This is a genomic window from Mucilaginibacter sp. P1_D10 (assembly GCF_056406215.1).
Map to the genome: position 1 here is coordinate 436,816 of NZ_JBFUAP010000002.1, position 14,072 is coordinate 450,887.

General features: G+C 49.0%; 6 protein-coding genes. 5 read left to right on the top strand and 1 reads right to left on the bottom strand.

The genetic code is table 11. The annotated features are described in order from the left end of the window. The first annotated feature begins 49 nt into the window (after positions 1 to 49). From AC1DYT_RS04295 to AC1DYT_RS04305, 3 genes are all read left to right on the top strand, one after another. Positions 50 to 2,326: a GH92 family glycosyl hydrolase gene (locus AC1DYT_RS04295; protein WP_477468416.1), complete on the top strand. Its 2,277-nt coding sequence runs from the start codon at positions 50 to 52 to the stop codon at positions 2,324 to 2,326. A gap of 144 nt (positions 2,327 to 2,470) precedes the next feature. Further along, the gene (gene fucP, locus AC1DYT_RS04300; protein WP_477468417.1) at positions 2,471 to 3,709 is read left to right on the top strand and encodes an L-fucose:H+ symporter permease; all 1,239 of its coding nucleotides are present in this window, start codon (positions 2,471 to 2,473) and stop codon (positions 3,707 to 3,709) included. A gap of 133 nt (positions 3,710 to 3,842) precedes the next feature. Beyond that, entirely contained in the window at positions 3,843 to 4,871 is a 1,029-nt protein-coding gene (locus AC1DYT_RS04305; protein WP_477468418.1) for a substrate-binding domain-containing protein, read from the top strand. Between the two features lie 274 nt (positions 4,872 to 5,145). On the opposite strand, the gene AC1DYT_RS04310 is transcribed toward AC1DYT_RS04305, so the two are convergent. Further along, a complete protein-coding gene (locus AC1DYT_RS04310; RefSeq protein WP_477468419.1) occupies positions 5,146 to 7,812 on the bottom strand; it encodes a glycoside hydrolase family 2 protein in 2,667 nt (888 codons plus the stop codon). Positions 7,813 to 8,073: 261 nt separating this feature from the next. On the opposite strand from AC1DYT_RS04310, the gene AC1DYT_RS04315 reads away from it, so the two are divergent. Continuing rightward, positions 8,074 to 10,422 (top strand): alpha-L-rhamnosidase-related protein, encoded by a 2,349-nt coding sequence (locus AC1DYT_RS04315; RefSeq protein ID WP_477468420.1) that lies wholly within the window; start codon positions 8,074 to 8,076, stop codon positions 10,420 to 10,422. A gap of 280 nt (positions 10,423 to 10,702) precedes the next feature. Next, a complete protein-coding gene (locus AC1DYT_RS04320) occupies positions 10,703 to 14,071 on the top strand; it encodes a SusC/RagA family TonB-linked outer membrane protein (RefSeq protein ID WP_477468421.1) in 3,369 nt (1,122 codons plus the stop codon). The last annotated feature ends 1 nt before the right edge of the window (position 14,072 follow it).

Below are 14,072 nucleotides of genomic sequence, written 5' to 3' on the forward strand. Positions count from 1 at the left end.
CGCCCCGTGGGATGCAGTTTCCTTGCACCGTAAAAATGATGATTCGACAATGAAAAAAATCCTATATAGCTGTGCGCTTTTGTTAGTCGGCAGCAATGTCCTTTCGGCGCAGGAAGTTAATCTGGTTAAATATGTAGATACCCGCCAGGGTACCAATACCAAGTACGAGTTTTCGTACGGCAACACGTATCCGGCTGCCTCGCTACCCTTCGGCATGAACACCTGGACGGCCCAAACCGGCAAAAACGGAGACGGGTGGAAGTACCAGTATTTCGAGAAAAAGATACGCGGTTTCCAGCAATCCCACCAGTGCAGCAGTTGGGTAAATGATTACGCCGTTTTTTCGCTGATGCCAGTTACCGGCAAACTGGTGGTAAATGAGGATGACCGTGCGGCAACCTTCAGTCACGATAATGAGATTGCGCAGCCCAGCTACTACAAGGTAAAGCTGGATAATAAAATTACCACTGAGATGACGCCAACCGAGCGCGGCGCACATTTGCGATTTACCTTCCCGAAGGGCGCGGGCTCATATCTAGTGCTTGATGGCTACACCAAAATGAGTATGGTAAGCATCGACCCCAAAACGCGCACCGTTACTGGCTATGTAAACAACTGCCGCTGGGCGCCACAGGGGTTTAAAAATTACTTCGTTATCACTTTCGATAAGCCCTTTACCGCGTTCGGCACCTGGGAGAATAAGAAGAATACCACCGCAGCCGGCAACAAAACCGCCGAGGGTGAGGGCGTTGGCGCGTACCTGCAATTTAAAGATGGCGAAACCGTGCAGGCGAAAGTAGCCTCGTCCTACATCAGCCCGGATCAGGCAGCGCTTACGCTGCAAACCGAACTGGGCGGTTACAAATCATTTAATGATACCCGCAAAGTGGCCGACAAAGTTTGGAACACCCTGCTTGGCCGCATGGCCGTACAGGGCGGCACCGAGGAGGAAAAGGCCACCTTTTACTCCTGCATGTATCACGCGAACCTGTTTTCGCACCAGTTTTTCGAATACGGTAAGGATGGCAAGCCCTACTACTACAGCCCCTACGATGGCAAGGTACATGATGGGTACATGTACACCGATAATGGTTTTTGGGATACCTTCCGTGCGCAGTTCCCGCTGAATACTATACTACACCCCAAAATGGAGGGGCAACTGGTGCAGGCACTGCTGGATGCGCAGAAGCAATGCGGTTGGCTACCTTCATGGTCGTTCCCCGGGGAAACGGGAGGGATGTTGGGCAATCATTCCATATCGCTGCTGGCTGATGCCTGGATGAAGGGCATCCGCAGCTTCGACCCTAAACAAGCCCTCGAGGCATACTACCACGAAGCTACCAACAAAGGCCCGTGGGGCAGTGCCAATGGCCGCCCCGGCTGGAAAGAGTACTATGCGAACGGCTTTGTGCCTTATACCAAACAAACCGAAGGCGCTACCGCCTGGACGCTGGAATTTGCCTACGATGATTTTTGCGCCTACCAGCTGGCCAAGGCAACCGGCAATAAGTTTTACGAAGATGTTTTTGCCCGCCAAATGTATAACTACAAAAACCTCTTCGACCCAAAGACGCGCTTTATGCGCGCCAAGGATGCCAAAGGCGATTGGATAGAACCCTTCGACCCGATGGATTGGGGCGGCCCTTATACCGAGGGCAATGCCTGGCATTGGACCTGGTCGGTATTTCATGATACGCAGGGACTTATCAACCTGATGGGCGGTGATAGGAATTTTACGGCCAAGATTGATTCCGTATTCAGCGAGCCGGGTACCATCAAAGTTGGTGGTTACGGGCAGGTTATCCACGAGATGACGGAGATGGCCGAGTTCAAAATGGGCCAATTTGCGCAAGGGAACGAGCCTATTCACCACATGCTGTACATGTACAACTACGCCGGCCAACCCTGGAAGGCCCAGATGCACCTGCGCGAGGTAATGGACAAAATGTACAACGCTACCGAGAACGGCTATCCAGGCGATGAAGATGAGGGCCAGATGTCATCCTGGTTTGTATTGAGTGCGGCGGGTTTTTACAGCGTTTGCCCGGGTACCGACCAGTATGTCATCGGCAGTCCGCTGTTCCCGAAGATGACTATTGCCCTGGAAAATGGCAACAAGTTCATCATCGAAGCCAATAACAACAGCAGGACCAATGTGTACATCCAATCGGCAACCTTGAACGGCAAGCCCTACACGCACAATTTTATCACCCAAACAGACATCATGAACGGTGGCATTTTGCACCTGGAAATGGGTGATAAGCCTAATTTAACCCGCGGTCTGGCACCCGAGGATAAGCCATTTTCGTTGAGCAAACCGCAGTAATTACCGGAGTATTTTCGGTGTTTTTCTTCAAAAATCTGTGGAAAAAATGTGGTTTTCGGTAAAATAGAAGTCGCTTGTTGGTACTTGCAAAACATTTAGGTTAATTTACAGCACCAATAACCCCCATAAATTTAACTTTAGCGGATGGATGCCAAACCCAAGTTTACCGAACGGAAATATCTGTTAGTGCTGTTGTTCGTCACCTCGCTGTTTTTTTTGTGGGGCGTAGCCATGACGCTCGGCGATACGCTTAACAAGCACTTCCAAAACGTACTTCATATCTCCAAAGGGCGGTCGGCGTATGTGCAGTTGTCGCTTTTTGGTGCTTACGCAGTGATGGGTATCCCGGCGGGTTTGTTCATGAAAAAGTTCGGGTATAAAATGGGTGTGCTGCTTGGGCTGTGTTTATATGCCGCCGGCGCGTTTCTTTTTATACCGGCCGCGGATACCTCATCTTTCAACTTTTTTAGGATTGCCTTATTTGTTTTGGCCTGCGGCCTGGCAACGCTGGAGACCGTTGCCCATCCTTTCGTAGCTTCCCTGGGCGACCAGCGCACCAGCGACCAACGTATCAACTTCTCACAATTTTTTAACGGTTTGGGCGGTATCATCGCGCCATTCATTGGTGGTTATTTTATCCTGCAGGAAGGACAGGAACATTCTAATGACCTGATAGCAGTAAAAAACCTGTATTTCATCATCGGAACGGTTATCCTTGCGGTAGCCCTAGCGTTCTCATTCGTAAAAGTACCTCAACTCACAGATCCGCATACACCCTCACCGGAATCTTACGCAAACGCGGGTGTAGAAAACGTAACCAAAAAACTCTTTCAGCATAAGCACTTCGTGTTTGCCGCCGTAGCGCAGTTTTTTAATGTGTGTGCGCAAGGCGGTACCTGGGCCTACTTTATCAATTACGGGCACGATATTATGGGCTATTCCTCCGCATCGGCCAGTTACTTTTTTGGTATCAGCATGCTGATGATGGTTGTAGGCAGGCTGGTGGGCACATTGCTGATGCGCTACTTTATTGCCCCAAGCAAGCTGCTTTGGATTTTTGCGCTTTGCAATATCATCATGTGCATCATCGTAGCACAAAACTTCGGTACCGTATCCTTTGTTGCCCTTATTATGATTAATTTTTTCTTCAGCATTATGTTCCCTACCATATTTAGCCTGGGATTGAAGAACATGGGTAGGCAAACCGAGCAGGCTTCCTCTTTCATCGTGATGGGAGTTGTTGGCGGCGGCTTGTTCCCGCTGGCGATGGGGCTTATTGCCAACCATAGCGTGGCGCAGGCTTATTACCTGCCGATAATTTGTTACGTAGTTATCTTCTTTTTCGGCTTTAATTACAGGCGTTTGAACAAAAATCCCGTTTAGGATAATTTTATGCCGGAATAATATTAGGATGGCTTGATTTTATTGGAAATCTTTACAATAAATCGATTTATCAGCCTCCGGCAGCGCACCTTGTTGCGATATTATTTTATATTTGAATTTATTAAGACAGCACGTGAAAAAACTCTCTATAGTTGATATAGCCAACCACCTAAACGTTTCTAAAACAACCATTTCATTTATCCTGAATGGCCGCGCCCAGGAAAAACGCATCGGTAAGGAACTGGTAGAGCGCGTGCAAAAATTCGTGGATGAAGTTGGCTATAAACCCAACTCCCTGGCCAAGAGCCTGCGCACCGGTAAATCCAACATTATCGGGTTGATGGTGGAGGATATCTCTAACCCTTTCTTTGCATCTATTGCCCGCCTTATAGAGGATCGCGCCTACAAAAACGGCTATAAAATTATCTATTGCAGCACCGATAACGATACCAATAAAACCCGCGACCTCATCAGCATGTTCCGCGACAGGCATGTAGATGGCTATATCATTGCCCCTCCCGAGGGTATTGAAGACGACATCAGTTCATTGATAAAGGATGGCATGCCGGTGGTATTGTTCGACAGGCACCTGCCAAAGGTAAACACCGACTACGTAGAGATAGATAACCGGTTCAGTACCTACAATGCCACCATGCACCTGGTGCAGCAAGGGTATAAAAATATCGCTTATATCACTTTTGCCTCCAATCAAACGCAGATGCAGGCCAGGTTGCAGGGCTATAAAGATGCACTAGACGAGAGCGGCCTGAAGCAATATATACAAGAAATCGTCTTCAGCCCGGACGAAGAACTTATCATCGCCCCTATCAAAGCATTCCTCAAGAAACACAAGAATCTCGATGCCCTGTTCTTTGGCACCAACCATGTGGGTACCTGTGGCCTGAAAGTGATCAATAGCCTGGGCCTTAAAGTACCGGGCGACCTGGCCCTGGTTTCCTTCGACGATTACGACGTATTCAAGCTTTTTTCGCCGCCGGTTAGCGCGATAGCCCAACCGATTGAAGCCATAGCCGATAGCGTAATAACTGTGTTGTTGAATAAACTCAACACCTCCTCGCAGCACATCAGCTCGCAATCCATCATCCTGAAGACTGATTTCAATATCAGGGGGTCGTCGAAGATGACGGAGAAAACTTCTTAGGTTAATTTAAAAACAATCCTTAGCCCCTAAGGCGGTGTCCCCACCGCCGTTTGCTTGTCGCCGCGTTCTGGTGGGACACCGGAATCGGCGGGATGGATAACTTTAACCACAAAGGCGGTGCCCTCATCGCCGTTTGCTTGCCGCCGCGTTCCGGTGGGGACACCGGAACGGAGGAGAAGGGATTAACAAGAAGGATGGGGAATAAACGACTAACCTGACCCCATAGGCGGTGTCCTCACCGCCGTTTGCTCGCCACCACGTTTCGGAGGGACTATCAATCATTATAAGCCTTAACCTGCAACCTATACCCCTTTTTTAGCACTCCTGGGTCGACCTCTAAGGTAACCGTCTTCGCTTCGCCTTGCATCAACGAGAAATAGCCGTCGCTATAAATTGCCGGCAATATCTGCTTGCCTTTAGCATCCAGCAATTGTACCCTGATACCAAATGCCGCCGTAGTTTTTGATTTATTGGTAACCGTATAAACGAGCAATTTATTGGTCTTGTTTTTTGCAGTAGATTTTTTGGGGGCAGTTATGATAAGGCTTGCGCCGACGGATGGCATTTTAGTGAGTGCGGTGTAGTCGAGGTAGGTATTGCCCATCCAGTAGAAATTCTCGGATACCACTTTGCCTGCTTTATCGGTAAGCCTCAGCTTAAGGAAGTGTACATCACTCAGGGCGGGGAGTTCGTCGGTGCCGTTAAATACAATAAAAGCTTCCGTTGCCGAAGTAGGGGCAACGTCCAATGTTTTAATCATGTGATATGCGGGTACGGCTTTGCCATCGCTGTTGTAAACGGTGGCTTGTGCGGTAAGTCCTTGTAGGGCGTAGGGCTTATTATTGATTACCTTGACCGAATTAGTGGCGGCGTTCCATTGGATGTGGATGGGCTCGCAGGCGGTTTTTGCGCCGAAGTACGCACCGGTAAGGTCGTAATAGTAATCATAGGTTTGCCATATCATTGATGGATAGGCCGATTGGCTCATCCAAATCAGCATGCCGCTGGCATCGTGCCACATATGGTCGTTCCAGGCTTCGTACATGGCTTTCATGGTTTCAACGTTCAGCATCTGTGCTTTCTTGCAAAAATCTTCTATCGAAATGGCCTTGCCATAGCTGGCGCTGATGGTGTTGATATACTTCACCGGGTCAGATCCGCCGCCAAGCGCGCCATCGGTGCTGAAGTAGTGCCTGGCCCACATATTGGTTTTGCTGTTCACGGCATCGGGCGTTGGGGCAACCCAGTACTCCTTCGGCATAAATTTTTTGAAGCTTTCGATATTCACGAAGGTGGCCGTGCCCAATTCGCTGCGCATGCCGTAGGAATTATGCGAGAACAGGTAGCCGTTATGCGGGTCGGTAAAGTAGGTTTTCGGGTCGGTATTGCTCCACAATCCGCTTCCAGATAGCACCTTGCTGCCGCCATGGATAGAAAAATTGGGGTTGGTTTCGCCGGCGTTGGAGCGGGCCAGGTACAGCTTGTCGTCGCCATCGTATTCCTGTACTGCGTTTTTGATAGCCATATTCAGCGGACCGGCAGGGTTGCCGCCCGGTACGCCCTCATTGGCTCCGCACCAGATAACGATGGAGGGATGGTTGCGCAGCTTCTTTACTTTTTCTATGGCGTTGCTTTTGAAGATGTCCAGGCTATCTATCTGGCCGAAGTTGTTGAGCCAGAAATCGTCCCAAACCATAATGCCATAGCGGTCGCAATAATCGTAAAAGGCTTCGTCGGTAACTTCGCCCGTCCAGTTGCGGATGATGTTGAAGTTCATATCCTGGTGAAAACGTATTCGGGTATCGTAATCCTTGCCGCGTACCTTCAGCATATAATCGCTCATGCCCCAGTTGCCGCCCTTCAGCAGGATGGGGACATCGTTCACGTACACGCGCAAGGGGCCATTAAGCGTAGTGGTATCGGCGGTGATTTTGCGGATGCCGAACGGTTTGGTAACGGCATCTGATGGTGCATTGCCTTTAACTGCAAAACTCACCGTGCAGGTGTACATATTTTGGGTGCCATCGGCCTTGCCGCCATAGCCGTTTGGCCACCACAGCATTGGGTTGTTGATGTGCAGCTGCGCGAAATCGCTCTTATCGTAGCTGAGGGTTTGACTGCTGTTGGCAGCTAAAGTGATGGCCGGACTATTCAATTTGATATTGCCGGGGTTGATGGTAAGTTGTACAACTCCCGTTACCGGCAGGGCCGAGGCATTACGTAGCGTGGCCTTAACGGTGATATCCGCCTGGTTCATATCAGGCACGGTAGTACGTATCCATGGGTCTTCAACTGAAACGGGGCCTTTTTGCGTGATGGCTACGGTATCGGTAAGGCCGCTGTTGAGACCGGGCACGGCGGGCATCCAGTCCCAGCTGCCGCTGCTGATATAGGTAGGGGCCTCCCAGTTGGCCAGCGGGTGGTTATGCTCTGGGTCGTTACGGGGCGGTACTACCAGTACGAGGATAACATTGTTGCCTTTTTTGCGGAGCAAACTGGTGATATCATAAATACCCCTTTCTACGATGCCTTTAACCGTACCGATATGATGCCCGTTAAAATATATCTCGCCCCGTTTATGGATGCCGTTGAAATTGAGCCAGGTGCGTTTGCCGGCCAAAAGCTGCCCGCCTGCAAATTCGGCACGATACCAAAACGGTCGGTCGTATTTGGCTTTATCCACTTTGTAAATGTTATCGGCATAATCGGGATTGCTCTCTTTACCGGCTTTTACGTAGGAATAGAACACCGTACCAGGCACTATCGCATCTATCCATTGAGGGGTGCGATAGCCGGGCCGAGCTATCTGGTTAAGCTTAAAAAGGCTATCATTTTTTGGGAATAATTTCCAATGGAGTTTAATGGACTGCGCCTGTAGCGCGGTTTGCAACAATATAATTAGCAGGGTGGTAGCTAAGATTGGTTTTAGGAGGTGTTTCATTGGTGTTTTATTTATGGGGGCAATTTCAATGTCGTTTACTTAAGAGTTGGCCCGCTGCATGGCCTCACCCCCAACCCCTCTCCAAAGGAGAGGGGCTTAAAGTCCTCTCCTTTGGAGAGGATTATTTCATGAGGGCTCGCCGTTTAGGTGAGGCTACTCAACTGCTTAAGTAAACGATTTACGGCGGCAATTTATAAAAAATTTGCTAAATCGATTTAATAACTATTTTATTATATTAGCAGCACTAATTACGAACCAGCCATGAAGATATTTTTTACCGCCCTGCTCATCGTTTACGGTATGGCTCTGGCCAAGCCAGCCTATAGCCAACAAACAGCCACCCAAAGGCAATGGAATTCTTATTGGATAGGTGCGCAGGGCGATAACGGCAGTAGCTACGGCGTGTTTTATTTCCGCAAGAGTATCAACCTCGTGGCAAAGCCAGCATCGTTTATGGTGCATGTATCGGCAGATAACCGCTATAAGCTGTACGTGAACGGTGTGCTGGTATCCCTTGGCCCCGCGCGTGGCGACACTTATAATTGGAACTACGAAACAGTAGACCTTGCGCCGTACCTCACCGCAGGGAAGAACACCATAGCGGCCTTAGTATGGAACGAAGCGCAATACAGCCCGGCGGCGCAGATTACCGTGCGCACCGGCTTTATACTGCAAGGGAGCACGCCGGCAGAAGATATACTGAATACCAACGATGGCTGGAAAGGCATCCGCGATGTGGGGCACCACCCCGTACCGGGCTACTTTTTTGCCGCCAGCAAAGGCGAAATGGTGGATATGAACCAATCCGTAAAAGGCGACTGGGCGGCCACCGCTTTCGACGATACCGCCTGGCCGCAGGTAAACAAACTGGCAGATGGCAGGCTGAAAGGCTCGGCATGGGGTATAGAATGGGCAATGGTGCCCTCAACCTTACCTGCAAGGGAACTTACCTACCAGCGCCTGGTTGCCCTGCGTGCCGCTACGAACACGACAGTACCGGCAGGCTTCCCCGCAGCAAAAGCGGCTATAACTATACCGGCGAATACCATGGCTACTTTAATACTCGACCAAACCTTCGAAACCAACGCCTATGTAACCATCAACTTTAGCGGGGGTAAAGATGCCGGCATCTCGCTGGGTTATGCCGAATCGCTTTATAAAAAGGGCAGCAGGGGCGTAATCAAAGGCAACCGAAACGACGTGGATGGGAAAGAATTCGTGGCGAGGATTGATAGCCTGATAGCCGATGGCAGCCAGGGCCAAAGCTTCACCACACTCAACTTCCGCACGTACCGTTACATCAAACTCATCGTAAAAACTAAGGACGAGCCGCTGGTGGTTGATGACCTTTATGGTACATTCACCGGTTATCCCTTCAAACGCGCATCGGTATTCAATACTGCGGATAGCGAAATAACCAAAATGCTGGACATTGGCTGGCGCACCGCAAGGCTCAACGCCTGGGAAACCTATACCGATTGCCCTTACTATGAGCAGCTGCAATACATCGGCGATACCCGCATACAGGCCATGGTAACATACTATAATAGTACTGATGACCGGCTGGTCCGCAATGCCCTCACCCAGATGGACCACTCGCGCCTGCCCGAGGGTATTACTGCCAGCTGCTACCCATCAAGGGGCACGCAGGTGATATCGCCCTTCTCGTTATGGTATATAGGTATGCTGCACGATTATTGGATGTACCGTGGCGAAGATAAGTTCATCAAGGATAAACTGCTTGGCGTCCGTGGCGTGCTCGATTTTTTTAGCAAGTACCAGCAAGCCGATGGCTCGGTAAAAAACACGCCATACTGGGCCTTTGTAGATTGGTCGGGCGATTTCGCCGGCGGCGTGGACCGCGTGGACGGTACCGCAGCTATTTACGACCTGCAATTGCTATGGGCCTATCAATGGGCGGCAGAAATGGAAAGCAAAATTGGCATGCCGGGGTATGCTGCCTTATATAATCAGAAGGCCGCGCAGCTAAAGGCCACCATACAGCGCAAGTATTGGGACCCGGTTAAAAAGCTTTATGCCGACACCAAAGAAAAGAAAGGGTACTCGCAACATGCCAATTCGCTGGCTATACTTACCGACGTGGCAAGCACTGCCGATATGAAAGCTGTGGCCAATGGGATGCTTAAGGATACCAGCCTGGTACAATGCTCGGTGTACTTTAAATACTACCTGAACCAGGCCCTGGTAAAAGCCGGCCTGGGCAATCAATACCAGGATTGGCTGGGCATCTACCGTGAAAACATAGCGATGGGCCTCACCACCTGGGCCGAATATTCGGACGTAAACACTTCCCGCTCAGATTGCCACGCCTGGGGAGCCAGCCCCAATATCGAATTCTTTCGCACGGTGCTGGGGATAGATAGCGATGCGCCGGGTTTCAGCAGGATAAAGATAGAGCCGCACCTGGGCAAAATAACCGACGTAAGCGGAACGATGCCGCATCCCAACGGGACAGTTGCTGCGGCTTATACGCTGGATAAAGGCAAATGGAAGATAAATATCAGCATACCGCAAAAGACCATAGGTGTGCTGATATGGAAAGCAAAACGCTATGTGCTTAAGGCAGGGGAGAATGCTTTTGTGATTTGATTAAGCGGGAAAATGAATAAGCGCAGACATGTTTCTTTTACTGTGCCCACATACGTTGATTTGGTTATCAGGGTTACATGCCCTGTACAGATGTTGTGCGTAAGTATAAATTAAAACATTGCTTAAAGACTTGTTTTTCTTATTCTGTTAACATTGTGCGCCTTTTATTGCATTCTGTCTTAATATTAAGGCTTATCGTTACAATTATATAAAGTATTCTTATTATGGCCTAAACATAGCCTTAACAGAGCCGGGGTAGTTTCGTGGAAAAATCACATTCATGAAACAATCTTTACTCAAATCTTGTTACTGGACGATCTTAGCGCTGATAACCCTCGTTATCCCCCAGCTATTATTCGCCCAGAATAGTGTGCCTATCAGAGGTATCATTGTCGACGATCATAACCAGCCTCTCCCCGGCATAACTGTTATGATCAAAGGAACTACCTTCGGTACTATCACCGGCATTGAAGGCCGTTTTACCATCTCCGGCGAAAAGGGCCAGGTGTTAACCTTCAAATCTCTCGGGTTTATTACCCAGGAAGTTACCATCGGTACCGAAACAAACTTATCTATTACGCTTAAAAGCGACTCTAAAGCTTTATCAGAAGTTGTGGTAACGGCTTACGGTATCAAAAAAGAAGTACGCAAGCTAGGATACTCTGTACAGGAGATAAAAGGTGCCGACCTTGTGAAAGCCCGTGACCCTAACCCAATCAACTCATTGGTTGGTAAGATTGCCGGTTTAACCGTTGGCGCAAACGCCGAGATGCTTGGTAGGCCCGAACTGGTACTGCGTGGCAGCAAGGATTTACTTTTTGTAGTTGATGGTTCGCCGGTTAACTCTGATACCTGGAACGTTAGCCCCGATGATATCGAATCATACTCGGTACTGAAAGGCCCTAACGCCGCTGCGCTTTACGGTGCAAGGGGTATCAATGGTGCCATTGTGATCACTACCAAAAAAGGTTCTAAAGATGCAAAAGGCTGGCAGGTTGATTTCAACAGCAGCACTTTGTTCGAGCGTGGCCTGATTGCTTCGCCGCAACCGCAAACCGAATACGGTAGGGGTAATGCTTACCATTACGAGTACCAGGCAAAAGATAACACAAACGTGTATGCACCGGCAGCCGACGTATTGTACGATAACGCTAACCGCCTGGGTGAATACGGCCCGCGTTTTGAAGGCCAGTTATTGCGTCAGTACGATAGCCCTTATGATGTGCTTACCGGCAAACGTACCGCAACCCCATGGTTGGCCCGTGGCGTTAACAACTGGGACAACTTTATCGAAACCGGTTTGATAACTACCAACAACTTAGCGGTATCTGCCAGTGGTACAAACTATGCGTTGAGGACTTCTTACACGCACATGTACCAGAAAGGCGTAATGCCGAATACCAAGTTGAACTCTGATAACTTCAACATCGGCTTAAGCTACAATATCACCCCAAAATTATCTGTTGAGGGTAACTTAAACTTAAATAAACAGTACACGCCAAATATCCCCGATGTTAGCTACGGCCCTAACAGCTATATCTACATGTTCAAGGTTTATGGCTCGGCAGATTATGACGTAAGGGATCTTACCGACATATACAAAGGCCCGCAAGGCGTTCCCGGCCTGGTGCAATACGCACAGGAGTATGGCCGTTTGAACAACCCGTACTTCATGGCTCAGAAATGGCTGCGCGGCCACGATAAAACCGACATATACGGTTACTTAAGGCTGAACTACAAAATCACCAGCGACCTTACTGTTGCTTTGCGTTCGCAGATTACTACCTGGGACCAGAAACGCACAGAGCAGGTGCCTTCATCTGCTAACTTAAATGCTTATACCCCATGGTATAAATTCGGCTGGTACGGCGATTACCGCGAAGACGACCGTAACCTGTTCGAAAATAACACCGACTTACAGTTCAACTACAGCAAAACGTTGGGCAAATGGTCGTTGAACGCTTTGATTGGCGGTAACGCACGTTCGTTCAAATACTCTTCATTCTACGGTACTACCCGTGCATTGGCTATACCAAACGTATATGTATTGTCTAACTCGGTACAAACGCCGCTTTCGTACACCTGGGATTCGAAGATGCAGATCTATAGCTCATTCTACTCATTCGATATCGGTTACGATAAATACTTCAACATCAATACCACAGGCCGTTACGATAACCTATCGACATTTGTGCCCGGTAAACGTGGTTATTTCTACCCATCGGTATCAATTTCATCGGCAATCTCGGATTATGTTGAGCTGCCAACTGCTATCAGCTTCTTAAAAGTAAGGGGTTCTGCCGCTATGGTAAAAGGTGGTTTAACAAACCCTACCGTTGGTACAGCTTACCAGCAGGTAACCGGTATAAGTACTTCAACTTTGCTTAACTACGGTACAGAGTTATATAGCTCTTACGATGGCCCAAGCTACACCAACCAAAACACGGTAAGCTTCAACTCTTATTACAACAACCTGCCATCGGTAAACTACAGCAACAACCTTGCCGATGCTAACCTGCAAGCCTACAAACGTATCTCTTACGAAGGTGGTGTTGACGTTAAATTCCTGAACAATCGTTTAGGTTTAGATGCAACTTACTTCGATACCGAGAACGGCCCGCAGATTTATCCATTGCTTGCTGCCCCTTCAACCACTTACGCTTCACGTAACGCTAACGCTATTACAACCAAGCGTTCGGGCTTCGAAATTTCGTTGACAGGTGCACCTTTCAGGAATCCTGGCGGTTTCTCATGGGATATCAACGCAAACTTTTCTACTTTCAAGGAAACAATTTCTTCCCTGGGCGGCGGTTTAACCGAACTTGCTTTGGGTAACCACAACTTTAAAGTTGGCGATAGGGTAGATGAGGTTTTCGGTACCAAATTCCAGCGCGATAAGAGCGGCAACATTGTTTACGATTCAAGCGGTAACTTATTGAAGGCAACCGGCAGCAACAGCCAGATATATGGTTCTTTAGGTCACCTTAACCCCGATTTCTCTTTCGGTATCAGCAACAGATTCGCATACAAAGCGTGGAGCTTCAGCTTCCAGTTTGATGGCCGTATAGGCGGTAAGATCTACGATTATAACTACTACGCAGCACGCCAGGGTGGTACAGATTTATCTACCGTGCAGGGCGTTATCGGCGCAGCACGTTTAGCAGAGTGGAATTCTACCAAAACCGGCACCCAGGCACCTACCCCTTCTTTGCTTGGTAACGAATTTGGCCCGGGTGTTAAGATAACAGGCGGTACCCCTAAGTACCAGGACGGTGTTATCACCAACCTTGATGAGCTTACTTTCGCGCCAAACACCACGCCTATTACTGTTCAGGGTTATTTGAACGGTACGGTTAAAGGTATTGATGAAGCGTTCATGATCAACAGGAGCTACGCTAAACTGCGCGAGGTAACCCTGGGTTATACCTTCAACAAAACCTTCCTGCAGAAAGCCGGCATCAAAACGGCAACGTTTTCATTGGTTGGCCGTAACCTGTTGTACTTCGCAGCACGTAAAGATTTCGATATCGACCAATACGCTTCGGGTTACAACTCTGCCGACAGGACAACCGGCGGTGCCCCTTCAAACGGTGCTTTACAAAGCTCAACCTTCCGCAGGTTCGGTTTCAACATCAACCTGAGCTTCTAAA

Coding starts and splice junctions, on each gene's coding strand:
- AC1DYT_RS04295 (WP_477468416.1), top strand. CDS start 50: ATGAAAAAAATCCTATATAGCTGTGCGCTTTTGTTAGTCGGCAGCAAT.
- fucP (WP_477468417.1), top strand. CDS start 2,471: ATGGATGCCAAACCCAAGTTTACCGAACGGAAATATCTGTTAGTGCTG.
- AC1DYT_RS04310 (WP_477468419.1), bottom strand. CDS start 7,812: ATGAAACACCTCCTAAAACCAATCTTAGCTACCACCCTGCTAATTATA.
- AC1DYT_RS04315 (WP_477468420.1), top strand. CDS start 8,074: ATGAAGATATTTTTTACCGCCCTGCTCATCGTTTACGGTATGGCTCTG.
- AC1DYT_RS04320 (WP_477468421.1), top strand. CDS start 10,703: ATGAAACAATCTTTACTCAAATCTTGTTACTGGACGATCTTAGCGCTG.